Source organism: Naasia sp., assembly GCF_025465545.1.
GTDB lineage: Bacteria > Actinomycetota > Actinomycetes > Actinomycetales > Microbacteriaceae > Naasia.
This window is the reverse complement of the sequence record NZ_JAODMK010000011.1, coordinates 1-25,124: the sequence shown is the minus strand read 5'-3', so window position 1 is coordinate 25,124 and position 25,124 is coordinate 1. Positions and strand designations below refer to the sequence as shown.

24 protein-coding genes and 1 riboswitch are annotated in these 25,124 nt (G+C 68.4%); of the genes, 7 read left to right on the top strand and 17 right to left on the bottom strand.

Annotated elements, in window-relative coordinates:
- Window positions 1-37 precede the first annotated feature (37 nt).
- On the top strand, window positions 38-649 hold the full coding sequence (locus tag JWR33_RS03230; protein WP_297409415.1) for an isochorismatase family protein: 612 nt from the start codon (window positions 38-40) through the stop codon (window positions 647-649).
- 34 nt (window positions 650-683) lie between these two features.
- Complete coding sequence (locus JWR33_RS03225; RefSeq protein ID WP_297409413.1) at window positions 684-2,156, top strand: NAD-dependent succinate-semialdehyde dehydrogenase; 1,473 nt, start codon at window positions 684-686, stop codon at window positions 2,154-2,156.
- A 98-nt stretch (window positions 2,157-2,254) separates the two neighbouring features.
- Here the strand turns inward: JWR33_RS03225 and JWR33_RS03220 are convergent, their stop codons facing one another.
- The 11 genes from JWR33_RS03220 to JWR33_RS03170 all read right to left on the bottom strand — a co-directional run bounded on the left by JWR33_RS03220 (window position 2,255) and on the right by JWR33_RS03170 (window position 13,877).
- Entirely contained in the window at window positions 2,255-4,099 is a 1,845-nt protein-coding gene (locus JWR33_RS03220; RefSeq protein WP_297409412.1) for an ABC transporter ATP-binding protein, read from the bottom strand.
- A 124-nt stretch (window positions 4,100-4,223) separates the two neighbouring features.
- A complete protein-coding gene (locus JWR33_RS03215) occupies window positions 4,224-4,655 on the bottom strand; it encodes an RbsD/FucU domain-containing protein (protein ID WP_297409411.1) in 432 nt (143 codons plus the stop codon).
- A 70-nt stretch (window positions 4,656-4,725) separates the two neighbouring features.
- Complete coding sequence (locus JWR33_RS03210; protein ID WP_297409409.1) at window positions 4,726-6,114, bottom strand: MFS transporter; 1,389 nt, start codon at window positions 6,112-6,114, stop codon at window positions 4,726-4,728.
- A gap of 126 nt (window positions 6,115-6,240) precedes the next feature.
- Window positions 6,241-6,723 (bottom strand): 6,7-dimethyl-8-ribityllumazine synthase, encoded by a 483-nt coding sequence (gene ribH / locus JWR33_RS03205; RefSeq protein WP_297409407.1) that lies wholly within the window; start codon window positions 6,721-6,723, stop codon window positions 6,241-6,243.
- Window positions 6,720-8,003 (bottom strand): GTP cyclohydrolase II, encoded by a 1,284-nt coding sequence (ribA, locus tag JWR33_RS03200; RefSeq protein ID WP_297409405.1) that lies wholly within the window; start codon window positions 8,001-8,003, stop codon window positions 6,720-6,722. The genes ribH and ribA overlap by 4 nt, the downstream gene beginning before the upstream one ends.
- On the bottom strand, window positions 8,000-8,656 hold the full coding sequence (locus JWR33_RS03195; protein ID WP_297409403.1) for a riboflavin synthase: 657 nt from the start codon (window positions 8,654-8,656) through the stop codon (window positions 8,000-8,002). The genes ribA and JWR33_RS03195 overlap by 4 nt, the downstream gene beginning before the upstream one ends.
- Before the next feature lie 3 nt (window positions 8,657-8,659).
- A complete protein-coding gene (gene ribD / locus JWR33_RS03190) occupies window positions 8,660-9,733 on the bottom strand; it encodes a bifunctional diaminohydroxyphosphoribosylaminopyrimidine deaminase/5-amino-6-(5-phosphoribosylamino)uracil reductase RibD (RefSeq protein ID WP_297409400.1) in 1,074 nt (357 codons plus the stop codon).
- 73 nt (window positions 9,734-9,806) lie between these two features.
- A riboswitch (FMN riboswitch) is annotated at window positions 9,807-9,950 on the bottom strand.
- A gap of 78 nt (window positions 9,951-10,028) precedes the next feature.
- Entirely contained in the window at window positions 10,029-10,754 is a 726-nt protein-coding gene (locus JWR33_RS03185; RefSeq protein WP_297409398.1) for an HAD family hydrolase, read from the bottom strand.
- 16 nt (window positions 10,755-10,770) lie between these two features.
- The gene (trpS, locus tag JWR33_RS03180; protein ID WP_297409396.1) at window positions 10,771-11,793 is read right to left on the bottom strand and encodes a tryptophan--tRNA ligase; all 1,023 of its coding nucleotides are present in this window, start codon (window positions 11,791-11,793) and stop codon (window positions 10,771-10,773) included.
- A gap of 15 nt (window positions 11,794-11,808) precedes the next feature.
- Window positions 11,809-12,651, bottom strand: a complete 843-nt coding sequence (locus tag JWR33_RS03175) for an exodeoxyribonuclease III (protein WP_297409394.1) — start codon at window positions 12,649-12,651, stop codon at window positions 11,809-11,811.
- Between the two features lie 20 nt (window positions 12,652-12,671).
- A complete protein-coding gene (locus JWR33_RS03170) occupies window positions 12,672-13,877 on the bottom strand; it encodes a YihY/virulence factor BrkB family protein (RefSeq protein ID WP_297409392.1) in 1,206 nt (401 codons plus the stop codon).
- 94 nt (window positions 13,878-13,971) lie between these two features.
- On the opposite strand from JWR33_RS03170, the gene JWR33_RS03165 reads away from it, so the two are divergent.
- The gene (locus JWR33_RS03165) at window positions 13,972-14,106 is read left to right on the top strand and encodes a hypothetical protein (protein ID WP_297409391.1); all 135 of its coding nucleotides are present in this window, start codon (window positions 13,972-13,974) and stop codon (window positions 14,104-14,106) included.
- Between the two features lie 196 nt (window positions 14,107-14,302).
- Here JWR33_RS03165 and JWR33_RS03160 read toward each other — a convergent pair whose 3' ends face one another.
- The 5 genes from JWR33_RS03160 to sdhC all read right to left on the bottom strand — a co-directional run bounded on the left by JWR33_RS03160 (window position 14,303) and on the right by sdhC (window position 18,798).
- Window positions 14,303-15,076: a DUF559 domain-containing protein gene (locus tag JWR33_RS03160; RefSeq protein WP_297409390.1), complete on the bottom strand. Its 774-nt coding sequence runs from the start codon at window positions 15,074-15,076 to the stop codon at window positions 14,303-14,305.
- Between the two features lie 259 nt (window positions 15,077-15,335).
- The gene (locus JWR33_RS03155) at window positions 15,336-16,118 is read right to left on the bottom strand and encodes a succinate dehydrogenase iron-sulfur subunit (RefSeq protein WP_297409388.1); all 783 of its coding nucleotides are present in this window, start codon (window positions 16,116-16,118) and stop codon (window positions 15,336-15,338) included.
- Window positions 16,118-17,920 carry a succinate dehydrogenase flavoprotein subunit gene (gene sdhA / locus JWR33_RS03150; protein WP_297409386.1) on the bottom strand — a complete coding sequence of 601 codons (1,803 nt, stop codon included), beginning with the start codon at window positions 17,918-17,920 and terminating at the stop codon, window positions 16,118-16,120. Before sdhA ends, JWR33_RS03155 begins: the two co-directional genes overlap by 1 nt.
- Before the next feature lie 28 nt (window positions 17,921-17,948).
- Window positions 17,949-18,395, bottom strand: coding sequence for a succinate dehydrogenase hydrophobic membrane anchor subunit (locus JWR33_RS03145; RefSeq protein ID WP_297360639.1), 447 nt, complete (start codon window positions 18,393-18,395; stop codon window positions 17,949-17,951).
- A gap of 13 nt (window positions 18,396-18,408) precedes the next feature.
- Window positions 18,409-18,798 carry a succinate dehydrogenase, cytochrome b556 subunit gene (gene sdhC, locus JWR33_RS03140; protein WP_297360635.1) on the bottom strand — a complete coding sequence of 130 codons (390 nt, stop codon included), beginning with the start codon at window positions 18,796-18,798 and terminating at the stop codon, window positions 18,409-18,411.
- Between the two features lie 214 nt (window positions 18,799-19,012).
- On the opposite strand from sdhC, the gene JWR33_RS03135 reads away from it, so the two are divergent.
- Entirely contained in the window at window positions 19,013-20,128 is a 1,116-nt protein-coding gene (locus JWR33_RS03135; protein ID WP_297360632.1) for a mannose-1-phosphate guanylyltransferase, read from the top strand.
- Here JWR33_RS03135 and JWR33_RS03130 read toward each other — a convergent pair.
- Window positions 20,125-21,075 carry a 5'-3' exonuclease gene (locus JWR33_RS03130; RefSeq protein ID WP_297409384.1) on the bottom strand — a complete coding sequence of 317 codons (951 nt, stop codon included), beginning with the start codon at window positions 21,073-21,075 and terminating at the stop codon, window positions 20,125-20,127. The two genes, JWR33_RS03135 and JWR33_RS03130, sit on opposite strands and share 4 nt — an antisense overlap.
- A 261-nt stretch (window positions 21,076-21,336) precedes the next feature.
- On the opposite strand from JWR33_RS03130, the gene JWR33_RS03125 reads away from it, so the two are divergent.
- The 3 genes from JWR33_RS03125 to JWR33_RS03115 all read left to right on the top strand — a co-directional run.
- Window positions 21,337-22,422 (top strand): BMP family ABC transporter substrate-binding protein, encoded by a 1,086-nt coding sequence (locus JWR33_RS03125; protein WP_297360626.1) that lies wholly within the window; start codon window positions 21,337-21,339, stop codon window positions 22,420-22,422.
- 85 nt (window positions 22,423-22,507) lie between these two features.
- The gene (locus JWR33_RS03120) at window positions 22,508-24,022 is read left to right on the top strand and encodes an ABC transporter ATP-binding protein (protein WP_297360624.1); all 1,515 of its coding nucleotides are present in this window, start codon (window positions 22,508-22,510) and stop codon (window positions 24,020-24,022) included.
- On the top strand, window positions 24,019-25,124 hold a 1,106-nt coding region (locus JWR33_RS03115), incomplete at its 3' end, for an ABC transporter permease (protein WP_297409383.1). The genes JWR33_RS03120 and JWR33_RS03115, both read left to right, overlap by 4 nt.

Sequence of the window (25,124 nt, the reverse complement as noted above, 5' to 3'; positions counted from 1 at the left end):
TCGATCCGCGCGCAGGCCGCCGGTTAGGATCTCCGCCATGACTTCCGCGCTGTTCATCATCGACGTGCAGAACGACTTCACCGAAGGGGGAGCCCTCGGCGTCGACGGTGGCGCCGCGGTCGCAGCGGGAATCTCGCGATACCTGCGCGAGCACCCTGGGCGCTACCAGGTGGTCGTCGCCTCTCGGGATTGGCACGACGGGCGCAACGACAACGGCGGGCACTTCGCCGCCGACGCAGCCCCGGACTTCGTGGACTCGTGGCCGGCGCACTGCGTGGCGGGCAGTCCGGGCGCGGAGTACCACCCGGATCTCGACACCGCCGCGGTCGACGTGCACATCCTCAAGGGGCAGGGCGTGCCGGCGTACTCCATCTACGAGGGCGCCACCGCGGACGGCGTTCCCATCCGCGACGTGCTGGACCAGCGGGGAGTGACCGACGTCGACGTGGTGGGCATCGCGACGGATTACTGCGTGCGCGCATCGGCGCTCGATGCCGCCCACGACGGCAAGCGGGTCCGTGTGCTCACCGAGCTCGTGGCGGGCGTGGCGCACGAGTCCAGCGCCGCCGCCCTCGTCGAGATGCGCGCGGCGGGCATCGCCATCGTGGGCGAAACCTCTGCGGCGGAAGCGGCCGGCCGCTCCCTCTAGCATGGAAGCAAATCCCTTCCCCGAGGAGCCCCGCATGGCCAGCGCCGACGAATCCGCCCTGCTCGATCGCGTCCCGCACGGCCTGCTCATCGGAGGCGAATGGGTGCAGGCCGCAGAGTCGGCAACGCTGGTCGTCCGCGATCCCTCGACGAACGAGGTCCTCAAGACCATCGCGAACGCATCGCCGGAGGACGGGATCCGTGCCCTCGACGCGGCCGTCGCGGCCGCCGACGACTGGGCGGCGACCCCGCCCCGGCAGCGCGGTGAGATCCTCCGCAAGACCTGGCAGCTGGTGCAGGACCGGCGCGACGAGATCGCGCTCCTGATGACCATGGAGATGGGCAAGCCGCTGTCCGAGGCGCTCGGCGAGGTGGCCTACGGCGGCGAGTTCCTCCGCTGGTTCTCCGAGGAGGCGGTCCGCATCACCGGTCGCTACGGCATCAACCCGGAGGGCACCGGGCGCACCATCGTGTCCCAGCATCCGGTCGGACCGTGCTTCTTCATCACGCCGTGGAATTTCCCGCTGGCGATGGCGACCCGCAAGATCGCCCCCGCGCTCGCGGCGGGCTGCACCGTGGTCATCAAGCCTGCCGAGTTGACTCCGCTCACCACCCTCTACATCGCGAAGCTCTTCACCGAGGCGGGTCTGCCGGCGGGGGTGCTCAACGTGATCACCACGTCGACCTCCGGTGCGGTCTCGGCTCCGATCATCGCCGACTCCCGGCTGCGCAAGCTCAGCTTCACCGGCTCCACCCCGGTGGGCGTGAAGCTCATGCAGCAGGCCGCCGAGAACGTGCTGCGCACCTCGATGGAGCTGGGCGGCAACGCGCCATTCCTCGTCTTCGAGGATGCCGACCTGGACGCTGCCGTCGACGGCGCGATGCTCGCCAAGTTCCGCAACATCGGCCAGGCCTGCACGGCCGGCAACCGGTTCCTCGTGCACGAGTCGGTCGCCGCCGAGTTCAGCGACCGGATCACCGAGCGGGTGCAGGGTCTCAAGATCGGACGCGGCACCGAGCCGGACGTGAAGATCGGCCCGCTCATCAACGAGGACGCGGTCGAGAAGGTCGACAGCCTGGTCAAGGACGCGGTGAGCCGGGGAGCCACCGTGCGCACCGGCGGCAAGCGGGTCGACGGCGCCGGGTCCTTCTACGCGCCCACGGTCGTCACCGATGTGCCGAGGGACAGCGCGATCCTCCGCACCGAGATCTTCGGTCCGGTGATCACCATCGTCCCCTTCGCCGACGAGGACGAGGCGGTTCGCCTGGCGAACGACACCGAGTTCGGGCTCGTCAGCTACGCCTTCACCAAGGATCTGGCGCGCGGGCAGCGGCTGATCGAGCGGCTGCAGACCGGCATGATGGGCCTCAACGTGGGCGTGCTCTCCAACGCGGCCGCGCCGTTCGGTGGGATCAAGCAGTCCGGCGTCGGTCGGGAGGGCGGCTTCGAGGGCATCCACGAGTACCTCTCCACGAAGTACACCATGACCCCGAACCCCTTCGCCTGAGCCCGGTCCTTCGCCCAGCAGGCAGAAATTCCATCAGAGGACCGGATCGGGCCGATCCTGCCTGCTGAAGGAAATTCTGCCTGCTGAGCGAGAGCGGCTCAGACGAGGAGCTGCCGCTTCGCGAGGTCCTTGTACAGCGGGACCGTGCGGACGAGCTCCGAGTGGGAGCCCGACCCGACGACGCGCCCGTGCTCCAGCACCACGATCTGATCGGAGTCCACGACGGTCGATAGGCGGTGCGCGATCACGAGGAGCGTGCGATCCTCGGACACCGCGTCGATCGCCTCCCGCATCAGCTGCTCGTTCACGCCGTCGAGACTCGACGTCGACTCGTCGAGCAGGAGGATCGGCGGGGCCGCGAGCAGGGTTCGCGCGATCGCGAGCCGCTGACGCTCGCCGCCGGAGAGCATGATGCCGTCCTCGCCGACCTGCGCGTCGAGCCCCGCCTCGTCGCGGTCGAGCACGTCGCCGAGGTTCACCCGGTGGAGGACCTCGATGCACTGCGCGTCGGTCGCCTCCGGCGCCGCGAGCAGCAGGTTGTCCCGGAGGCTCCCGGCGAGCACCGGCGCGTCCTGCTCCACATAGCCGATCTGTGAGCGGAGAGCCTCGCGCGGGAGCCCGCGGATGTCGATGCCGCCGAGCCGGATCAGGCCGGAGTCCGGATCGTAGAAGCGCTCGATCAGCGAGAGGATGGTGCTCTTGCCGGCACCCGACGGCCCGACGAGGGCGGTCCGCGATCCGCGCGGCACGCTGAAGCTCACGCCGTGCAGCACCGGCTGCCGAACGAGCTCGCGGTCGCCCGGCGCCGTGCTCTCCGCGTCGTCCGCCAGGGCGACGTAGCTGAACCGGACCTCCAGGAACTCGAGCGCGGGTGCATCCGGTCGCACCGACACGTTGGCCGCGCCGACCACCACGGCGAGCGGCGCGATCTCCCGGTCGTGCTCGCTCTCTGTCGGCAGTGACAGCACCTCGTGGATGCGGCCGAGCGCCCCCAGTGCCTGATTGACCGCATTGACGGCGCCGAAGAACTGGCCGAGCGGCAGGATCATCAGGAAGAGGAAGAGGATGAAGGCGATCAGGTTGGCGACGGAGAGGGCGCCGCTCGCCACCCGGTAGCCGCCCACGCCGAGCACGACGAGGAACGAGACCTGCATTGCGACGCCCGCGATGGGCACCAGCAGCGCGGAGATCTTCGCCACCTTGACGCCCTGCGCCCAGGCGCCGACCGCGTCCCGATCGATCGCTGCCACCTCGCGCTCGGTCGCGTTCGCGGCCCGCACCGTGCGGATGGCGCTGATCGAGCGCTCGACCGCGGCGGACAGATCGCCCACCTTGGTCTGCCCCTCACGCACGGCGGGCCGGATGCGCGCCGACATCGACACGACGACGATCACAGCGACCGCGACGACGAGCAGGGTGAGGAGCAGCAGGACCGGGTCGAGGATCGCCATCGCGATCAGCGCGCCGAGGAAGGTCACTGCGCCGCCCACCGACTCGACGACACCCTGAGTGAGGACGGCGCGCAGCAGGGTGGTGTCGGAGCCGACGCGGGAGACGAGGTCCCCGACCCTGCGGGTGTCGAACTCCCGGATCGGCAGGTGCAGCATGCGGGCCACGAGCTGCCGGCGGGAGCTGAGCACCACGCCCTCGCCGGTGCGCTGCAGCAGGTAGTGCACGTATCCGCTGAGCAGGCCGGAGGCGACGACGAGGATCACGAGCAGCCACACGAGCCCGCCGAGAGGCTTGCCTGCCTGCACCACCGAGATCACCGAGCTGACGAGCAGGGGCTGCACGAGGTCCGCCACCGAGGCGAGCAGGCTGAGGACGAGCACGAGGACGAGCACGCGCTGGTGCTCGCGGAGGTAGGGGAGGAGGTGCTTGAGGGAGGCGCGCGGACCGGTCGAGGGGGAACGCCGTCCGAAGCGGGGGGTTTCGGTGCTCATCGCGTGCTCATCTTCTCCCATATCGCTTGTGCACCGCCTGGCGGCTGACGCCGAGCGCGACGGCGATCAACGCCCGTAGTTGACGCCGTCAGGGGCTGTCAACCGAAGTCGACAGCGGCCCGCCTCAGTCGAAGACGACACCCTTCTGCAGAATGAAGCAGCCGTAAGGCCGAGTCTCGAGCGTCCGCACGACCGCGAAGGCCTCTGCCGCGCGCACGTAGAACTCGAGCCGGGGAACGACGAGGTAGTCGAGGGGCTTCTCGTGGTTGGCACGGGCGACGTCGAGCACCTCCGCCTGCACCTCGGCGACGATGGATGCGTCGTCGTTGACCTCCATGCGCTCGAGCGGGTGCTCGACGTAGGTGTCCAGGGGGAACACGGAGAGGATCGCCTCGGCGGCGCGCTTCTGAGTGATCTCGCCGAGCTGGATCACCGGGCGGCCGCTGGCGAACGCGGGGTAGTTGCGGTCGACGAGGAGCAGCTTGTCGGCGTGGCCCATCTCGTCGAGGACTTTGAGCAGCTCGCCGCTCAGGACGGGGTCGATTCCTTTGAGCATCGGTCTCCTTCGATCGTGTTCAGCGCGGGAGCCTCGATCCTATCGACGGCGCTCCAGCCGCTCGCCGTCGTCAGCTGACGTTCGACTCGTAGGCGGCGTCCCGGGTCTCGCGGGTGAGCAGGAGGGCGATCAGGGTGATCACCGCCATGCTGCTCAGATACACGCCGACGAGCACGGTGCTGCCGCCGGCCGCCTGCCAGAGCGCCACCGCGATGAACGGCGCGACCGCGGCGCCGAGGATGCTGGAGACGTTGTAGCTGATGGCTGAGCCGGTGTACCGGACGTTGGTGGGGAAGAGTTCCGGGAGGACCGCCGCCATCGGGCCGAAGGTGAGCCCCATCAGCGAGAAGCCGAGAATGAGCAGCGCCATCACGCCCGCGAAGCCGCCGCCGAACAGGGGCACGAACAGCAGACCGAACACGAGGATGCCCAGCGTGGTCCAGATCAGGTGCTTGCGGCGCCCGAACCGCTCCGCGAGCGGGCCGGACACCAGGGTCAGGATGCCGAAGAAGACCACACCGACGATCAGCATGATGAGGAATGCGTTTCGGGCGTAGCCGAGGCCGGCCACGAACGCGGCGGCCTTGAACGGCTTTCCGGCCGCCTCGGCCGCCGCCTGCGCGGCCTCCACCGTCGCGGGCGCCGTCCCGTAGGTGAGCGTGAAGGTCGTCATCAGGTAGAAGAGCACATAGGTGGCGAGCATGATGAACGTGCCGAGGATCAGCGGCCGCCAGCTCGTGCGGAACACCCGGGCGACGGGAACCTTGACGACCTCGCCCTGCTCGAGCACCCGCGTGAAGGCCGGCGTCTCGATGAGCTTGAACCGCACGTAGAGGCCGACGAGAACGAGCACCGCGCTGGCGAGGAACGGGATCCGCCACCCCCATGCCGCGAAGCCGTCAGGAGGCAGCGTCGTGGCGAGGATCAGGAAGACGCCGTTCGCGAGGATGAAGCCGAGAGGGGCGCCGAGCTGCGGGAAGGTGCCGTAGATGGCCCGCTTGCCCTCGGGCGCGTTCTCCGTGGCGAGAAGGGCCGCGCCGCTCCATTCGCCGCCCAGACCGAGACCCTGACAGAAGCGCATGAGCACGAGCAGGGCCGGGGCGAGGAACTCCCAGCCCGGCGTGAGGGCGGTGGGCAGCACCCCGATGATCACGGTCGCGATGCCCATGGTGAGCAGCGTGGCGACGAGGGCGCCCTTCCGGCCGATCCGGTCCCCGAAGTGGCCGAACAGGATCGATCCGAGCGGCCGAGCCACGAACGCGGCGCCGAAGGCCGCGAACGAGGCGAGAAGGGAGGTCGTCGGGTCGGTGTTGGGGAAGAACAGCGCCGGGAAGACCAGCACCGCCGCCGTGGCGTAGACGTAGAAGTCGTAGAACTCGATCGACGTGCCGATGAGGCTGGCGAGGATCACCCGGGAGCGCGGGTTGGCGGGAGCAAGGGGGGCGGTGGTCGAGCTCATCGAGGTCCTGTTCGCGCTGTGCTGGTTCGCAGAGAGGGGTGACAGACGGCAGAGCCGACCATCAACCTTAAGCCGCTCGCGGCCTGTACTGACAGGCCGGCGATCCGAGTCGTCGCGGAACGCCGGTCAGGCGCCGCGGAGCTCCCGGAGCGTCAGCGCGGTGCGGACCGCGGCCTCGGCGGCCTCGGCCCCCTTGTCCTCCTTGGACCCCGGCAGGCCGGCCCGATCGAGGCCCTGCTGCTCATCGTCCAGGGTGAGCACGCCGAAGCCCACCGGCTTGCCGGTGAGCAGCGCGACCTGGGTGAGCCCGGAGGTCGCCGCGTCCGCCACGAAGTCGAAGTGCGGCGTGCCGCCGCGGATGATCACGCCGAGCGCCACCACGGCGTCCGCGCCTGCGTCGAGTGCGGCCTTCGCGACGACGGGCAGCTCGAAGCTGCCTGCCACGTCGATCTCGGAGATCGTGGCGCCCGTGGCCTCGAGCACCCGGCGCGCGCCGGCCTTCATGCCGTCGGTGATGACCGGGTGCCAGGTTCCGGCGACCACGGTGATCTTCAGGCCGGTCGCGTCGACGCCCTCGAGGGACCCGCTGGGCGATCCTGCTCCGCTCACTTGGTGTGTCCTTCCGTTCCGCTGAGCACGGACGACGCGAGTGCGTCATCCGTGAGCTCGTGTCCCATCCGATCCCGCTTGGTGGTCAGGTAGCCCTCGTTGTAGGCGGTGACGCCCACGACGAGCGGCACCCTGCTCGCGACGGTGATGCCGTGCTCCTCCAGCTGGCGCACCTTCTCGGGGTTGTTGGTGAGCAGCCGCACCTGGTCGACGCCCAATTCGGCGAGGATCGCGGACGCTGCTCCGTAGTCGCGCGCGTCGGCCGGCAGCCCCAGGGCGAGGTTCGCGTCGAGCGTGTCGAGGCCCTCCTCCTGGAGTCGGTAGGCGCGCAGCTTGTTGACGAGGCCGATGCCGCGCCCTTCGTGGCCGCGGAGGTAGACGACCACGCCGCCCTCCCGCTGGATCGCCTCGAGCGCCTCATCCAGCTGGGGACCGCACTCGCACTTGAGGGAGCCGAACGCCTCGCCGGTGAGGCATTCGGAGTGCACCCGCACGAGTGCGCCGTCGCCGGGCTCGCCCACGATCACGGCGACGTGGTCCGCCCCGGTCATCCCGTCGCGGTAGGCGCGGATCCGGAATGGGCCGTGGATGGTCGGCAGGTTGGTCTCCACCTCGAACCGCACCCGAGGGGACTCGGCGGGAGGGACGACGGCGTCCTGGACCTCCGCGTCGGGGTGCTCGTCGAGGTAGGTGATCAGGGCCGCGATGGTGGTGACCAGCACGCCCTCCTCCTGCCCGAACCGGATCAGCTCGGGCAGGCGCATCATCTCGCCGTTGTCCGACATCAGCTCGCCGATGGCGGCGACCGGTCGGAGGCCCGCGAGGCGCATCAGGTCGACAGCCGCCTCCGTGTGGCCGCCGCGCTCCCGCACTCCGCCGGGGAGCGCGCGCAGCGGCAGGATGTGGCCCGGCCGGTGCAGGCGGGACGGCGTCGCGGTCGGATCGGCGAGCGCGCGCAGGGTGTGCGCGCGATCCCCCGCGCTGATGCCCGTGCTGATGCCGGCCGCCGCATCAACGGTGACCGTGTAGTTGGTCCCGCGCGGGTCCTCGTTGACGGCGACCATGAGGGGCAGCTCGAGGCTGTCGGCGATCTCGTCGCTCATCGGGGCGCAGATGAACCCGGAGGTGTGACGGATCGTCCAGGCGAGCACCTCTTGCGAGGCGAGCTCGGCGGAGAGGATGACGTCCCCCTCGTTCTCGCGGCTCTCGTCGTCGGCGACGATCACGGGCCGTCCGGCGCGCAGCGCCTCGAGGACCTCGGGTATCCGGGCGAGACTCATCTCGCACCTCCTTCCGCGCCAACTGGGGGCGCTGCTGCTGCTGTGCCGAACGCCAGGAGGCGCTGCACGTGCCGGGCGAGGACGTCCGTCTCGACGTTCACCGCTCCGCCGACCTCGAGGGACCCCAGTGTGGTCGCGGCGAGGGTCTCGGGGATGAGGCTCACCTCGAACCAGGAGCCCTCGGGTGCCTCGGCCGGACTCACCGCCGACACGGTGAGGGACACTCCCGCGACGGTGATCGAGCCCTTGTCCACGAGGAGCGGAGCGAGCGCCGGGTCGATGGCGAAGCGGAGAACTCGCCAGGACTCGAGGTCGGTCCGGGCGAGCAGGGTCGCCACCCCGTCCACGTGGCCTTGCACGATGTGGCCGCCGAGTCGGTCGCCGACGCGGGCCGCGCGCTCCAGGTTGACCGGGTCGCCGCTCGCGACGCCGGCGAGCGCCGACACGGCGAGGGTCTGTCCCATGACGTCGGCGGCGAACCAGTCCTCGCCCTGGTCGACCACGGTGAGGCAGACGCCGCCGACCGAGATGGAGTCGCCGTGGCGGGCGTCGGAGACGGCCAGGGGGGCCCGCACGGTGAGCCGGGCGCTCCCGTCGGCGAGATCGGCGAAGCTCACGACCTGTCCGACCTCTTCGATGATTCCGGTGAACACGGGTCAGTCCTCCTCGGGGCTGTGGGGGAGCGCGCGCGGCCGGGCCACGACGCGAAGATCGGAGCCGATGCGTTCGGCGGAGACGAGGTCGAGGGGCAGGGCGTGGGCGAGGGTGCCGACGCCGAGGTCGTCGAGCGCGAGCTTGGGGCCGCCGAGCAGGAGGGGGGCGAGGTAGACGACGAACTCGTCGATGAGGCCCGCTCGCGCCAGCGCGCTGACGATAGTGGGTCCGCCCTCCACGAAGACGGTGCGGATGCCCTTGTGCCAGAGGTCCGCGAGCACGGCGTGCAGGTCGTCGCCCGGGTAGGCGGTGAACCCGGCGGGATGACGCCGCACCGCCGCGTCCTCAGGCACAGGGCGGCGGCCGAGGACGACGGCGTGCGGCTGGTGCTCGAGCAGCGCGCCGTCCGCGTCGCGCGCGGTGAGGGAGGGGTCGTCGGCGAGGACCGTGCCGGAGCCCACCAGGATGGCGCCCGCGCTGCCGCGCAGTCGGTGCACGTCGGCCCGGGCCGCGTCGCCGGTGATCCACTGGCTCGAGCCGTCGGCCGCGGCGATGCGGCCGTCGAGCGATGCCGCCCACTTGGCGGTCACGTGCGGACGGCGCAGGCGTGCGGACGTGAGCCAGGCGTGCAGCGCCTCCTCCACCTCGGGGGCAAGCACTCCGGCCTGCACGTCGACGCCTCCGGCAGCGAGGCGTGCGCCACCGCCCGCGGCTTCGGCGCTCGGGTCGGACACGGCGTACACGACCCGGGCGACGCCCGCCGCGAGGAGGGTCTCGCTGCACGGGCCGGTGCGGCCGTTGTGATTGCACGGTTCGAGAGTCACCACTGCGGTGGCGCCGGCTGCGGCGCCGGCCGGGAGGTGCGAGAGCGCAGCCACCTCGGCGTGCGGGGTTCCGGCACCGCGGTGCCAGCCCTCGGCGATGACCCGGCCGGCGGCGTCGAGGATCACGCAGCCCACCTGCGGGTTCGCGGTCCAGGCGGGGCCTCGGAGAGCGAGCTCGAGGGCATGCGCCATGGCGGCTTCGAGGTCCGGAGCCACTGCGGGCTCCCGGATCGCGCCGGAGGTTTCGCTCATCTCGTTCTCGTCCTGTCGGGACTCCGGGAGATGGCGGGCAAGCGCGACCATCGACGTCCGGGGTCGCCCGGACGTCCGTGCTGCCTCTCATCCAGACTCTGACTGTCGGTTCCGGAGTTCCACCGGATCGGCCGACGTGCGGCTCCTCGCGGAGACGCTCGCCGGTTCGCGGACTTTGACCGCCGGTTCGGAATTGCACCGACCCCGGAGCACGTGTTGCTTGTGTTCAGTTATACGGCAACGCAGGGAAGTGAGATTTATTCCAGGTGTCGAGCAGTGCCAGCCGGATCGCGCGTCAGGCGGGCCGCGCGATGATCTCCGGCACCTCGTCCAGCGACGAGACCCGCACCACCCCGAGAGAAGCCGCCTCGGCGAGGTCCTCCGCGGTGGCCGGCTCGCTCCGCCGGTCGAGCCATACGCCCAGCAGCCCTGCGCCCGCGGCGCCGATGGCGTCAGTGCGCAGCCGGTCGCCGACATACGCGGCAGCCTCGAACCGAACCCCGAGCTGCCGGCAGGCGATCCGGAAGATCTCCGCCTGAGGCTTGGCCACGCCCACATCGCCGGAGGCGATCACCGCGTCGACGCGATCGGAGAGGCGCACCGCCTCCAGCTTGGTGGTCTGGAAGTCGAGCTCGCCGTTGGTGATGATCCCGATCCGCACGCCCGGGATGCGGCTGCGCAGCTCGTCGAGGCAGGGCAGCGCGTCGTCGTGCAGCGTCCACGCCTCCCGGTACCTGCCGAGGTACGCCTCGAACCAGGCGTCCGCATCCGCGTCGGTCGAGAGCGTGGCGCTGGAGCCCAGAGCGAACTCGCGGGCGCGCACCCGGCGCTGTTCGAGGAAGGAGACATCGCCGGAGAGGTAGCGCGGATAGTGCCGCTCCTCGAGCTCCCGCCACCGATCGAGCACCTTCTCGGGGTCCTCGATCGCGTCGCTGCCGCCCAGGTGCGCCACCAGTCCCGCCTCGACGGCGGCGCGATGGGCGAAGAGGGTGTCGTCCAGATCGAACAGCACGGCGTCCATGGCGGCCTCCTCTGCTTCAGGGGCGGCCGAGGAGGCCGACCCGGTCGTAGACGGTCGCCAGCGTGCGGTCGGCGATCGCGGCGGCACGGTCGGCGCCGGAGGCGAGCAGCCGATCGAGCTCGGCGGGATCGTCGAGCAGCTCGAGCGCGCGACTTCGGATCGGCTCGAACACCGACACCACCGCGTCGGCCACATCCTTCTTGAGGTCGCCGTAGCCGCGCCCCGCGTACTCCGCCTCGAGGCCGGCGATCGCCGTGCCGCTGAACGCGGACAGGATCGTGAGCAGGTTCGATACGCCCGGCTTGCCCTGCCGGTCGAACAGGATCTCGCGGCCCGTGTCGGTGACTGCGGAACGGATCTTCTTCGCCGTCTTGGCGGGCTCGTCCAGCAGCCAGACGACGCCCTGGTCGGTGGTGGCCGACTTGCTCATCTTTGACGTGGGGTTCTGCAGGTCGTAGATGCGCGCGGCTTCGCGCAGGGTCAGGGTCTCGGGAAGCGCGAAGGTGCGGCCGAACCGGGTGTTGAAGCGCTGGGCGAGGTCGCGCGTGAGTTCCACGTGCTGGCGCTGGTCGTCGCCGACCGGCACGACATCGGTGCCGTAGAGCAGGATGTCCGCGGCCATCAGCACGGGGTAGGTGAACAGGCCGAGCGATGCGGCATCGGTGCCCTGCTTGGCGGCCTTGTCCTTGAACTGGGTCATCCGGCTGGCCTCGCCGAAGCCGGTGATCGTGTTGAGCACCCAGGCCAGCTGCGGGTGGGCGGCCACGTGGGACTGCACGAAGAGGATCGACCGCTCCGGATCGATGCCGGCCGCGATGTACTGCGCGGCGGTGCGACGGGTCTGGTCGCGGAGGGACTCGGGGTCCTGGGGAACCGTGATCGCGTGGAGGTCGACCACGCAGAACACGGCGTCGTGGGTCTGCTGCAGCTCCCGCCACTGCAGCAGGGCACCCACGTAGTTGCCGGCGTGCAGCGAGTCGGCACTCGGCTGCATGCCGGAGAAGAGCCGGGCGGGGGAGGAGGGAGGAAGGGTGCTCATGGTCCTGTTCGGGCGTCAGATGGCGTAGTCGACGACCACGGGGGTGTGATCCGAGAATCGGGTGTCGTAGGAGGAGGCACGGTCGACGACGCAGTCGGTCACGCGATCGCCGAGCGCCTTGCTGGCGAGCTGATAGTCGATGCGCCAGCCGGAGTCGTTGTCGAACGCCTTGCCGCGCCACGACCACCACGTGTACGGCCCGGCCAGATCGCCGGCGACCTTGCGCCCGACGTCGACCCAGCCGATCCCGGCGCCATCGTTGTAGCCGTCCTCGCCCTCGGCGCCGATGATCCGGTCGAAGCAGGCGCGCTCGTCGGGCAGGAAGCCGGCCCGCTTCACGTTGCCCTTCCAGTTGCGGATGTCGAGCGTGCGGTGGCCCACGTTGAGGTCGCCGACGACGACGGCGAGCTCGCTGTGCGCGGCGAGCTCGGGAAGGCGTGCCTCCATCGCGTCGAGGAACCGGTACTTCTCGACCTGCTTGTCGGAGTCGGCCTGCCCGGAGGGCACATAGGCGCTGACGACGGTCAGGATGGTGCCGGCGACCTCGTAGTCGGCCTCCAGCCAGCGGCCTGCGGTGTCGAAGTCCTCCTCGCCGATGGCGACGCGGTGGATGTGGGCGCGGTTCCGGCTGGCGATCGCCACCCCGGCGCGACCCTTGGCGCTCGCGGCGTCGTGCAGGATGCTCCACTCGGCACCGAGCAGCTCCTCCAGGTCCTCGGTCGAGGCCCGGACCTCCTGCAGCGCGAGGATGTCCACCCCGCGGCCCTCGAGCCACTCTCCCATTCCGCGCCGGAAGGCGGCCCGCACGCCGTTGACGTTGACGGTCGCGAGGCGGAGGGGGGTGCTGCCTGCGGCCATGTCCCCATCCTATTTGGGCCCTAGGACCCCGATTCCTGCGTCCCCTCGGCGGCCGCGAACTCGTCCGTGGTCGGCACCGCCTGGCGCCGCCGAGCCTCCTTCCGGGCGTCCTGCGCGATCCGGCGCCGCAGTCGCCACTTCCGGATGCCTCGCGCGGCGCGGTACTCCTCTTCGGCCTTCCGGTGGTTGGCGTCGGCGACCAGCCGCCGTGCCTCCTCCAGTCGCACGGCGTCGTCGAGCTCCACCTGCATCGGGCCCAGGGCGCGAGCATCGATCCCCGCGTCAGCCATGCCGACCGCGATCCAGGACGCCGCGACGAGCAGCACCTGGCAGAAGAAGTTGAAGAAGATGAGCAGGCCGAAGATCACCGCGAAGCCGGTCAGCAGTGGGTTGTTGCCGACGCCGCCGATCAGGCCGAGCCCGAAGGCGGCCTTGAGGATGCCGATCCCCGCAGCGCCGATCGCCGCACCGACGAGGAGCCGGCGCAGCGGGATCTCGACGGCGGAGAGGATCCGGTAGGCGCCCGCGACCGTCACGAGGTCGACGAGGAACACGAGCAGATAGCTCGCGATCTTCAGGAGCACGGCGGCGAAGATCGACTTCTCGTCGATGCCGAGGATGTTCAGGATCGCGCCGAGAGTCGCATTGCTGATGAACGACAGTCCGGCCGAGACCAGGATCAGCACCCCGAAGCCGAGGGCGAGCCCCAGGTCGCGAGCCTTCTGCAGCAAGAAGAACGTGGTGTCGCCGGGGAGGGCGAAGATGCGCCGGATGGCGTCCCGCATGGACGCGAGGAAGCCGAGGGCGGTGAGGAGCAGGCCGACCAGGGCGATCGCGCCGGCCCAGCTCAGCGTGCTGGCGGACAGGAGGTCGTTCGGGTCGATGACCCCGTCCTTCGACACCAGTCCGGGCACCGCCGAGTTGATCCCGTTGAGCAGGCCCTGCTTCAGCAGCTCGTTGCCCGAGATGATGAAGCCCGCCACCGAGAACGTGACCCAGAGTGCGGCGAACGTGGCGAACACGGCGTTGTAGCTCATGCCCGCGGCCATCAGAGGGCCGCCGTCGGCGTTGTAGTGCTGGAAGACCCGCATCGGGCGGGTGCGCATCAGCTTGTCGATGAGGGCGGCGATCCCCGTGAGCGGGGGCGCCGAGGTCGCCTTGGCGCTCGCGGCGGTCAGTACGGCCTCATTGTCGCGAACCGCGAGCGCGTCCGCGTCTTTCGCCATGGCCAGAGCCTACGGTGTTGGGCGAGGGCCGGAAACGGCGCCAAACCGCAGAAGCGAGGGCGCCGAATACCTCTCAGGAAAGCAGGAGGTTGCCATGTACATCGAATCCTGGATGGCCGTTCTCGCCGCCGTCATGGGCGGCGCATCCGTCGCATGTGTCGTCGCCACCGCTCGCCTCGACCGGGCGGAACTCGTCGACAGCACGCCCAAGAAGCCCTTCATCGACTGACCCGCCGCGCAGCCCGGGATGCCGCCCCGCACTCCCGCTCAGCAGGCAGTGTCTCGTCCCCTTCCCTCAGCAGGCAGAACCGTCGTCCCCTTTCCTCAGCAGGCGTCCACGACTCTGATGTCGGCATGCGGCCCGATTTGCCTGCTCAAGGAATTTCGCCTGCCGACGTACCCAATTTGGGTCCGCGACGCGCGCGTCATCGGCGCTGCAGAACCGACTCGATGCTCGCCTGGACGAGCGGCCAGTCGTACAGCACGTGCGAGTAGCTGAAGTGCAACAGCGAGAACCCGTGCTGTGCCAGGAGGGCGTCGCGACGCCGATCTCGGGAGAAGGCGAGCTCCTGCGCATGGTGCTCGCGCCCGTCGAGTTCGATCGCGAGCCAGCCGTCGATCAGGAGGTCGATGCGCCCGACCCCGTCGACGACCACCTGGGGCTCTGCCTGGATCCCAGCTGTGGCGAGCCGATACCGGGTGATGCTCTCGATGCCCTCCTCGCAGCGCCCGTCGAGGAATTCCGCGATCGGACGGTGACGCGCCGGCAGCGAGCGGAGAAGGGCCAGGACGACCGACCGTGACACGAGCCTGCGGCGAACAGCCGAGTCGAGCACGGCGACCGCGAGGTGCGGCGGCTGACACTCGACGGCGTGCGCGAGCGCGTTCGGCACCGAGCTGACTCCGGCACGCCACTCCTGCTGACCGACTTTGGAGCGCCAGTGGACGGTGACATCGACGAGCTCGCGAGAGTCCCGAAGCCGGCGGCCGGACGCCGACGTGGGCATCGCGAGGTGCATGCCCGCGTCAGGCGGTGTCCATGCGCCGTGCAGGCGGAGCGCCGACACGCAGCCGAGCCGCCCGCCAAGACGCATCGCGCGGATCAGTTCTGGGTCGGTCCCGGGCTCGGCGTACCAGCCGCGGACGACGCGCCACAGATCTCCGCTCGCGACTGCGCGCTCGATCTGCGCGGCGGTCATTCCGCGACCTCGAAGGGCGGAGGTGCGAAGTAGCGGTGAGGCGTATCCCGCGGACATCCCGGCAGTGTCCTCGCCTGCTCAGCCCGCTGCACCTCCACCCGTGTCTCGACCGAGGAGAGCCGCTGCCCGGCGGGGCCTGGGGAGGGGCGTTCTCCGCCGCCTCTCACTCTCGCTCAGCAGGCACAATTCTCTTGCGCAGGCAGAAAGGGCGCGCAGGGAGGATCGGCGTTCGAAATGCCTGCTGAGCGAAGGGAAAGGGCTAGCTGCGGTGGGTGAGCAGAGCCTGCTTGACCTCTTGGATGGCCTTCGTGACCTCGATGCCGCGGGGGCAGGCCTCCGAGCAGTTGAACGTCGTGCGGCAGCGCCACACGCCCTCCTTGTCGTTGAGGATGTCGAGGCGGACCTTCGAGCCCTCGTCGCGGTCGTCGAAGATGAAGCGGTGCGCGTTCACGATGGCGGCCGGCCCGAAGTACTGGCCGTCCGTCCAGAACACCGGGCAGGATGAGGTGCACGCGGCGCAGAGGATGCACTTGGTGGTGTCGTCGAACCGTTCGCGGGCGACCGCGTTCTGGATCCGCTCACGGCCCTCGGGTGGGGCGCTGCTCGCGATGAGGAACGGCTGGATCTGCCGGTAGGACTCGAAGAAGGGCTCCATGTCGACCACGAGGTCCTTCTCCAGCGGCAGGCCCTTGATGGCCTCCACATAGATCGGCTTCGACGGGTCGAGGTCCTTGATGAGGGTCTTGCAGGCCAGCCGGTTGCGGCCGTTGATGCGCATCGCGTCCGAGCCGCAGATTCCATGCGCGCAGGACCGGCGGAAGGTGAGCGAGCCGTCCTGCTCCCACTTGATCTTGTGCAGGGCGTCGAGGATGCGGTCCGTGGGCAGCACGCGCACGTCGAAGTCCTGCCAGCGGGGCTCGTCGTCGATCTCGGGAATGTAGCGCCGGATGATCAGCGTGACGAGGAAGGAGCCGGGAGGGGCCGCCTCGAGGTCGTCCCCGAGCGCCGGGCCCTGAGCCGCTTCGACGGTGACTGTCGACATCAGTACTTCCGTTCCATCGGTTGGTAGTTCGTGATCACGACCGGCTTCCAGCCGAGCCGGATGTGGTCGTCGGCGTGCGAGGAGTGCGGGTCGCCCGTGAGATAGGCCATCGTGTGCTTCATGTACTCGGCGTCATCGCGCTTCGGGTAGTCATCGCGCATATGCCCGCCCCGGCTCTCGTGCCGGTTGCGGGCGGAGTACACGACGACCTCGGCCAGGTCGAGCAGGAAGCCCAACTCGATGGCCTCCAGCAGGTCCGTGTTGAACCGCTTGCCCTTGTCCTGCACGGCGATGTTCCGGTACCGCGAGCGCAGCCCGACGATGATCTCCATCATCTCGCCGAGCGACTCCTCGGTGCGGAACACCTGAGCCTTGCGGTCCATCTCGTCCTGCAGCTCCTTGCGGATCGCGGCGATCCGCTCGGTGCCGGTGGACGTGCGCAGCTGCTCGAGGAGCTGCCGGATCTCCCGTGCCGGGTCAGCGGGCAGCGGCACGAACTCGGCGGTCTGCACGTACTCGACCGCGTTGTTGCCGGCCCGCTTGCCGAACACGTTGATGTCGAGGAGCGAGTTGGTGCCGAGCCGGTTGGAGCCGTGCACCGAGACGCACGCGCACTCGCCGGCGGCATAGAGGCCGGGAACGACGGTGTCGTTGTCGCTCAGCACCTCGGCGCGCACATTGGTGGGGATGCCGCCCATCGCGTAGTGCGCGGTCGGCATCACGGGGACCGGCTCGACGACCGGGTCGACCCCGAGGTAGGTGCGGGCGAACTCGGTGATGTCGGGGAGCTTCTTCTCGAGCACCTCGGCGCCGAGGTGGGTGCAGTCCAGCAGCACGTAGTCCTTCAGCGGGCCCGCGCCGCGGCCCTCCGCCACCTCCTGCACCATGCAGCGCGACACGATGTCACGTGGTGCGAGGTCCTTGATCGTGGGGGCGTAGCGCTCCATGAACCGCTCGCCGTCCGCGTTGCGGAGGATGGCGCCCTCGCCGCGCGCGCCCTCGGTGAGGAGGATGCCGAGGCCGGCCAGGCCGGTCGGGTGGAACTGGAAGATCTCCATGTCCTCGAGCGGGAGTCCCTTGCGCCAGATGATTCCGACGCCGTCACCGGTGAGGGTGTGCGCGTTGGAGGTTGTCTTGAAGATCTTGCCGAACCCGCCGGTCGCGAAGATGATCGCCTTCGAGTGGAAGACGTGCAGGTCACCGGTGGAGAGCTCGTAAGCCACGACGCCTGCGGGCTGCTCGACGCCGTCGACGTCGCTCATGATGACATCGAGCACGTAGAACTCGTTGAAGAAGTTGATGCCGAGGCGGACACAGTTTTGGAACAGCGTCTGGAGGATCATGTGCCCGGTGCGGTCAGCCGCATAGCACGCCCGTCGAACGGGCGACTTGCCGTGATCCGAGGTGTGGCCCCCGAACCGACGCTGGTCGATCTTGCCCTCAGGGGTGCGGTTGAAGGGGAGGCCCATGTTCTCGAGGTCGATGACCGCGTCGATGGCCTCCTTCGCGAGGATCTCAGCGGCATCCTGGTCGACGAGGTAGTCGCCCCCCTTGACCGTGTCGAACGTGTGCCACTCCCAGCTGTCCTCCTCGACGTTGGCGAGCGCCGCCGCCATGCCGCCCTGCGCGGCTCCGGTGTGGGAGCGCGTCGGGTACAGCTTGGAGATCACCGCCGTCCTGGCGCCTGGGCCGGCTTCGATCGCCGCACGCATGCCGGCGCCGCCGGCTCCTACGATGACGATGTCGAACTGGTGGTAGTGCACTCCGTCGATGATGACGTCGTCGCTTGGGTCCTGAGTCACAGATGCATCCAAAATGTTCAGTTCCTCGTCACGCGGTGCAGAACGAGGGGAGGAGGTCGGCGGGCTGCCCGACCGGGCACGGCTCGAAGGTGAAGACGACGAGAGTGCCCAGAAGGATGAGGATCGCAACGGCGGCGAGGATCGACAGCTTGAGAGCTGCACGGATCCGCGGGCCGCGGGCGTAGTCGTTGACCAGGGTGCGCATGCCGTTGCCGCCATGGATCAGCGCGAGCCACAGCATGACGACGTCCCACCACTGCCAGAACGGGTCGGCCCACTTGCCGCCGACGAAAGCGAAGTCGATGGCGCTGACGCCGTCGCCCACGATCAGGTTCATGAACAGGTGGCCGAAGATCAGGACGACGAGCACGACACCGGAGACGCGCATGTAGATCCAGCCCCACTTCTCCCAGTTCACGCCCCTTTTGCGGGCGGGACGGAGCGCGGTGCGGGGAGCGTCGAGAGTTGCAGACATTGTGCTTCCCCTCCTAGTGGCTGAAGACGTTGATGAGGTGGCGGGGCGTGAAGGCCAGCATCGTGAGAACCCAGAGGGCGATCACCACGTAGAACATCACTTTCTGGTAGCGCGTGCCCTTCGACCAGAAGTCGATGAGGATGATGCGGAGCCCGTTGAACGCGTGGAACACGATCGCTCCGACGAGCGCGACCTCGCCGAGACCCATGATGGGTGTCTGGTAGGTGCCGATGACCGCGTTGTACGCCTCAGGCGACACCCGGACGAGGGCCGTGTCGAGGATGTGCACAAGCAGGAAGAAGAAAATGGCGACACCGGTGATCCGGTGCAGCACCCACGACCACATTCCCTCGCGCCCACGGTAGAGAGTCCCTGCCGGGCGTGGAGAGGTAGTGGAATCCAATGGTGGTGTTCTTGCAGTCTTCGCTGACAACGAACGGCCCTCCCTGTTTGAAAGCGTTCCTGGCCGCTGATGAGGCGGTCATGCGTCACAACGGCGCCCCAATAGTCTACGGTCCTGGGGCATCGGTCCGCCGGTAAGGGGAACCTAAGCATCTTGACGTCGAGATATCTGGACGCGAGCGGGCGCGAAACGACGGTGCCGTACTCTGGGCATCATGACCAGTCCACTCGAACGCTTCTACAGTGTGATCCCCGCCGGCGGCATCGGATCGAGGCTCTGGCCGCTTTCTAGGGCGGACGCCCCGAAGTTCCTTCACGATCTGACCGGCTCGGGCAGCACCCTTCTCCGCGCCACCTGGGACCGGCTCGTCCCCCTGTCCGGCGAACAGCGCATCATGGTCGTCACCGGTCGCGCGCACCGGGCCGCCGTCGAAGCCCAGTTGCCGGACCTGGCCGACCACAACGTCGTTCTGGAAAGCGATCCCCGTGACTCGTCCGCAGCGATCGGCCTCGCCGCAGCGATCCTCATGCACCGCGAACCGGATGTCATCATCGGGTCGTTCGCGGCCGATCACGTGATCCGCGGCGACCGCCTCTTCCGTTCGGCCGTCGCCCAGGCCGTTGCAACCGCCGATGCCGGTTACATCACGGCCATCGGCATCCAGCCGACCGAGCCGGCGATCGGCTTCGGTTACATCCACTGCGGTGCGGCGCTCGACGTGGAAGGCGCCGACTCGGCGCTTCTCGTCGACTCGTTCGTCGAGAAGCCGAACCTCGCCACAGCGAAGAAATACGTGTCAGGGGGCGCCCACCTCTGGAACGCCGGAATGTTCATCAGTCGTGCGGACGTGCTGCTGGAGGAGCTGGCCCGCAACCAGCCGGAGCTCCACGCCGGACTGGTCGAGCTGGCATCCGTCTGGGACGACCCGGCAACTCGCGGCCCAGCCGTCGACCGGATCTGGCCCACTTTGACGAAGATCGCCATCGACTACTCCGTTGCGGAACCCGCTGCCGCCGCCGGCCGGCTTGCAGTCGTGCCCGGGCACTTCGACTGGGACGACGTGGGGGACTTCGCCTCGCTCGCCAAGCTCAACTCCGGCGGGCGCAAGACCGACCTGGCGATCCTCGGCGAGAACGCGCGGGTGCTGTCTGACGCGTCCAGCGGCATCGTCGTCAGCCAGACCAGCCGGGTGATCAGCCTCATCGGGGTGAAGGACATCGTCGTCGTCGACACGCCTGACGCCCTCCTGGTGACCACAAGCGCCAACGCCCAGCGGGTGAAAAGCGTCGTCGACGCCCTGAAGCTGTCCGGCAGGGACGACGTCCTCTAGGAGCGGTCAGGGCCGGCGGATGCTTCCCGGTCGTTTCCCAAAGCGCGGAGCGCCCGGTCGGCAGACCCGCCGAGGCCGAGTTCAGCGGCCAGCCGGCGCGCTGCATCGAGTGCGTCATCGGGCAGGGGGCGAACGCGGGATTCCGGTTTCGGAAGCTCGAGCGTGCGCACGACCCTGACAACCGTGGGGGCCACCCGCAGGTAGTCCGCAGCGGCGAGGATCTTCGCCCGCACGGATTCGGACATGCCTGAACCCCGCTGGGCGGCGGCGGCGACGATCGCGTCGAGGTCACCGAAGGTGTCGAGCAGCCCGGCAGCCGTCTTCTCCCCGACACCGGAAACACCCGGCAGGCCGTCAGACGTGTCACCGCGGAGGGCTGCGAAGTCGGCGTACTGCGAAGCCGACACGCCATACCTGGCGCGGATGACATCCTCAGTGAGCACGTCGAGCTTGCTCATGCCCCGAGCCGTGTAGATGACCCGCACGTCGCGGGCGTCATCGACGAGCTGGAAGAGGTCCCGATCTCCCGTTACGACATCGACAGGGCCGGTCGCCTGGGCGGTCAGGCTTCCGATGACGTCGTCTGCTTCGTGATTCGCCGCCCCGACCACAGCGATCCGGAACGTGTTGAGAACCTGCCGGATGAGGGGGATCTGCGCGACCAAGAGGTCGGGGACCTGCTCGACGTCGGGTTCGCCGCCGGCCAGGACGCGGTGCTTTTTGTAGCTGGGGATGAGGTCGACCCGCCACTCGGGTCTCCAGTCGTCGTCCCAGCAGGCGACGAGTTCACCGGGCTGATAGTCGGTGACCAGCTTCGCGATGAAGTCGAGCAGGCCGCGTACCGCGTTCACGGGCGTGCCGTCTGGGGAACGCAGGGTGTCGGGTAGGCCGTGGAAGGCGCGGAAGTACAGCGACGCGGTGTCCAGAAGCATCAATCGCCCGTTCATGGGTTGATTGTGGCACGTCGGGTGGGATCCCGCGCTGTGCTCTCCCGCAGGGCTTTCTGCTCATCCGGGCAGCCGGCTCGAGGAGACATGCTCATGAGAGAACAGGCCCCCCGTTCACGCGTTCCCCATACGCTCGCGGGGAACCGCTATGTAACGCTTCTGTTTCGAGAGTTCCGCCGAGCGCAGCGACCTTCGTAACATTCGGTAACGTACCCATACCCGCCCTAGCGAGTCCCGCAGGGCAGCATCCTGGAGGTCACATTGACAATCAATACCCGCAAGGTCGCTTTCGCCGGCCTTGCCAGTGCAGGTGTTCTCGCCTTGCTCGCCGGCTGCGGACAGGCTCCGGCCAGCAATGGCGACTCGAAGGAGGCGGCATCCGACTTCCTGCCCTGCATCGTCTCAGACGCGGGTGGGTTCGACGACAAATCCTTCAACCAGTCCAGCTATGAAGGCATGAAAGAGGCGGCCGACGAACTCGGCGTCGAGATGAAAGAGGTCGAGTCGGACACCGAAGACGACTACGCCCCGAACCTCACGAGCCTCGTGGACCAGGGCTGCAACCTCATCGCCACCATCGGTTTCGCTCTCGCCGACGCGACAGCTGCCGCTGCCGAGGAAAACCCCGATGTGAACTTCATCATGCTCGACGACGCATCGATCGATGCTGAGAACGTCAAGCCGATCATCTACGACACCGCCCAGGCCGCGTTCCTCGCCGGGTACGCCGCAGCCGATTACTCGAAGACCGGCGTTGTCGGAACCTTCGGCGGCATGCAGTTCCCGACCGTCACCATCTTCATGGACGGCTTCGCCGACGGCGTTGCGTACTACAACGAGGCCAAGGGCAAGAACGTCAAGGTCGTCGGCTGGGATGTCGCCGGCCAGACCGGTTCATTCACCGGTGGCTTCGAGGCCAACGACACGGCCAAGCAGCTCGCAACGACGCTCATCGGGCAGGACGCCGATGTGCTGCTCCCCGTCGGCGGACCGATCTTCCTCAGCGCCATCGAGGCGATCGCGGACTCCGGCAAGGAGGTCGCGATGCTCGGTGTCGACGCCGACCTGTACGAGACCGCTGACTCGGGTCAGGAACTGTTCCTCACCTCGATCCTCAAGCAGATGAAGTCAGGCGTCTATGACGTCGTCGTCGCGGCGGGCAACGACGAGTTCGACGCATCCCCGTACGTCGGCACCCTGGAGAACGATGGCGTCGGCATTGCGCCGTTCCACGACTTCGAGGGCAAGGTCAACGACACCCTGCAGGGTGAACTCGACGACATCAAGGCAGGCATCATCGACGGGTCCATCAAGGTCACCTCGCCGTCGTCACCGGCCTCCGAGTAGCAGTTCCCTCACGTCACACCCGCAAACAGAAGGGGAGACCAGCTCCGGCTGGTCTCCCCAATCTGTTGGAACGTAGGATTTCCCCATGAAGCTCGAACTTCGCGGCATCACCAAACGATTCGGATCGCTGGTCGCCAACGACTCCATCGACCTCACCGTCCAGCCAGGCGAGATCCATTGCCTCCTCGGTGAGAACGGTGCTGGCAAATCCACCCTGATGAACGTCCTCTACGGCCTCTACCAGGCCGAAGAGGGAGAGGTGCTGCTCGACGACGTGGTGCAGCGGTTCGCTGGCCCCGGCGACGCCATGCGCGCCGGCATCGGGATGGTGCACCAGCACTTCATGCTCATCCCGGTCTTCAGCGTGGCGGAGAACGTCATGCTCGGCCATGAGCAGACCGGTTTCGGGGGACGGCTCGATCTCGACGCCGCCCGAGCGAAGGTCCGCGAGATCTCGGCCAGGTTCGGTTTCCACGTCGACCCAGACGCCCTCGTCGGCGACCTCCCTGTCGGCGTCCAGCAGCGGGTCGAAATCATCAAAGCTCTCTCTCAGAACGCCCGGGTCCTGGTCTTTGACGAACCGACCGCTGTGCTGACGCCGCAGGAGACAGACGAGCTGATGACGATCATGCGCCAGCTCAAGGCCGAGGGGACCTCGATCGTCTTCATCACCCACAAGCTGCGTGAGGTGCGGGAAGTCGCCGACCGGATCACCGTCATCCGCCTCGGGAAGGTCGTCGGTGAAGCATCCCCGGCCGCATCGAACTCGGAGCTGGCCGCCCTGATGGTCGGACGCGCCGTCGAACTCACCGTTCACAAGCAACCGGCGCGGCCGGGTGCGGCAGGACTCGTCGTCCGAAACCTCGACGTGATCGACCCCCTCGGACTCAAGGTCGTCAACAACGTCAGCTTCGAGGTGCACGCGGGAGAGATTCTCGCGATCGCAGGAGTGCAAGGCAACGGCCAGACCGAACTCACCGAAGCGATCCTCGGCCTCCAGCCCAGGGTGACCGGGGAGATCAGCCTCAACGGGAAACCTCTCACCGGCCTCAGCGTGCGCAAGATCCTCAACGCCGGAGTCGGGTTCGTGCCCGAGGACCGCACCGAGGACGGATTGGTGGGTCATTTCAGCATCGCCGAGAACCTGATGCTCGACAGGTCGGACCGTGAGCCTTTCGTGAGAAACGGCAACCTGCAGCTCGGGTACCTCGCGGAGTTCGCTCAAGAGAAGAAGGACGAGTTCGACATCCGCGCCGAATCGATCAACTCGAAGGCGGGCCAGCTCTCCGGCGGTAACCAGCAGAAGGTGGTCCTCGCCCGTGAGCTGAGCCGGGACCTCAAGCTTTTCGTGGCGTGCCAGCCCACCAGAGGAATCGATGTCGGGTCGATCGAATTCGTTCACAAGAGAATGGTGGCGACGCGGGATGCCGGCATCCCTGTCGTCGTCGTATCGACGGAACTCGACGAAGTCGTCGCTCTCGCAGACAGGATTGCAGTGATGTACAGAGGTTCCATCGTCGGGATCGTCCCCGGGAACACCCCACGGAACGTTCTCGGCCTCATGATGGCCGGCGAGATCCCGGGCGAGGTTGCCGCGTGAGCGAGACCACGGCGACGACGGCTCCGTCGGCCAACGAGCCGAAGCTCGCTCCGGAGCCGGAGGGACGCTCCAGGAGCAACCAGGTGTTCTCGGACATCGTCAACGGCAGCTTCGTCATCTCGATCCTCGCCGTGCTGTTCGCGCTGGTGATCGGCGCCATCCTCATCGCTGTGACGAATGAAGACGTGCAGGCCGCATCCGGCTACTTCTTCGCCGCCCCTGGTGACACCTTCGGTGCCATCTGGAACGCGGTGTCCGGCGCGTACGGGGCGCTGTTCCAGGGCTCGATCTACAACTTCCGCCGCGACGGTTTCCTGGATGGGATCAAGCCGCTGACCGAGACGCTCACTTTCGCGACGCCGCTCATCGCCGCAGCGCTCGGAATCGGGATCGCCTTCCGGGTGGGCCTGTTCAACATCGGTGGCCGCGGCCAGATGCTGATCGCCGCCGCGTGCGCCGGCTGGGTGGGTTTCTCGTTCCAGCTGCCATGGGGTGTCCACCTCATTGTCGCGCTCGTCGCAGGAATCGCCGGAGGCGCCCTCTGGGGAGGCCTCGTCGGTTTCCTCAAGGCACGCACCGGCGCCCACGAGGTCATCCTCACGATCATGCTGAACTATGTCGCGTTCTACCTGATCTCCTGGATGCTCCGAACTCCGGGCCTGTTGCAGAAGCCCGGCTCCGTCAACCCGAAGTCGCCTGCCATGTTCGAGACGGCGACACTGCCTGAGATCCTCGGTCCGCGGTACAACCTCCACCTCGGCTTCCTCCTGGTCATCGCGGCAACCTTCTTCGCCTGGTGGCTGCTCAACCGGTCGAGCCTCGGGTTCCAGTTCCGGGCGGTCGGCGAGAACCCCAATGCTGCACGGGTCGCCGGCATCAACGTGAAGAACACCTACGTCTACGCGATGCTCATCTCCGGCGGCCTCGTCGGCCTCGCGGGTGTCATGCAGGTGCTCGGGACGGTGACGACCGGGTTCTCTGCAGGCATCGACGCCGGCATCGGCTTCGATGCCATCACCGTGGCCCTGCTCGGCAGAAGCAAGCCGTGGGGCATCTTCGCCGCAGGCATCCTGTTCGGCGCGTTCAAAGCGGGCGGCTTCGC

What these genes read in the sequence shown, in the direction of transcription:
- JWR33_RS03225 (WP_297409413.1), top strand. Translation starts at nt 684, where the DNA reads ATGGCCAGCGCCGACGAATCCGCCCTGCTCGATCGCGTCCCGCACGGC.
- trpS (WP_297409396.1), bottom strand. Translation starts at nt 11,793, where the DNA reads ATGAGCACCCTTCCTCCCTCCTCCCCCGCCCGGCTCTTCTCCGGCATG.
- JWR33_RS03160 (WP_297409390.1), bottom strand. Translation starts at nt 15,076, where the DNA reads ATGACCGCCGCGCAGATCGAGCGCGCAGTCGCGAGCGGAGATCTGTGG.
- JWR33_RS03185 (WP_297409398.1), bottom strand. Translation starts at nt 10,754, where the DNA reads ATGGACGCCGTGCTGTTCGATCTGGACGACACCCTCTTCGCCCATCGC.
- JWR33_RS03165 (WP_297409391.1), top strand. Translation starts at nt 13,972, where the DNA reads ATGTACATCGAATCCTGGATGGCCGTTCTCGCCGCCGTCATGGGCGGC.
- JWR33_RS03210 (WP_297409409.1), bottom strand. Translation starts at nt 6,114, where the DNA reads ATGAGCTCGACCACCGCCCCCCTTGCTCCCGCCAACCCGCGCTCCCGG.
- JWR33_RS03130 (WP_297409384.1), bottom strand. Translation starts at nt 21,075, where the DNA reads ATGAACGGGCGATTGATGCTTCTGGACACCGCGTCGCTGTACTTCCGC.
- ribA (WP_297409405.1), bottom strand. Translation starts at nt 8,003, where the DNA reads ATGAGTCTCGCCCGGATACCCGAGGTCCTCGAGGCGCTGCGCGCCGGA.
- JWR33_RS03220 (WP_297409412.1), bottom strand. Translation starts at nt 4,099, where the DNA reads ATGAGCACCGAAACCCCCCGCTTCGGACGGCGTTCCCCCTCGACCGGT.
- JWR33_RS03230 (WP_297409415.1), top strand. Translation starts at nt 38, where the DNA reads ATGACTTCCGCGCTGTTCATCATCGACGTGCAGAACGACTTCACCGAA.
- JWR33_RS03215 (WP_297409411.1), bottom strand. Translation starts at nt 4,655, where the DNA reads ATGCTCAAAGGAATCGACCCCGTCCTGAGCGGCGAGCTGCTCAAAGTC.
- JWR33_RS03175 (WP_297409394.1), bottom strand. Translation starts at nt 12,651, where the DNA reads ATGGCCGCAGGCAGCACCCCCCTCCGCCTCGCGACCGTCAACGTCAAC.
- JWR33_RS03120 (WP_297360624.1), top strand. Translation starts at nt 22,508, where the DNA reads ATGAAGCTCGAACTTCGCGGCATCACCAAACGATTCGGATCGCTGGTC.
- ribD (WP_297409400.1), bottom strand. Translation starts at nt 9,733, where the DNA reads ATGAGCGAAACCTCCGGCGCGATCCGGGAGCCCGCAGTGGCTCCGGAC.
- JWR33_RS03170 (WP_297409392.1), bottom strand. Translation starts at nt 13,877, where the DNA reads ATGGCGAAAGACGCGGACGCGCTCGCGGTTCGCGACAATGAGGCCGTA.
- JWR33_RS03145 (WP_297360639.1), bottom strand. Translation starts at nt 18,395, where the DNA reads ATGTCTGCAACTCTCGACGCTCCCCGCACCGCGCTCCGTCCCGCCCGC.
- JWR33_RS03135 (WP_297360632.1), top strand. Translation starts at nt 19,013, where the DNA reads ATGACCAGTCCACTCGAACGCTTCTACAGTGTGATCCCCGCCGGCGGC.
- JWR33_RS03155 (WP_297409388.1), bottom strand. Translation starts at nt 16,118, where the DNA reads ATGTCGACAGTCACCGTCGAAGCGGCTCAGGGCCCGGCGCTCGGGGAC.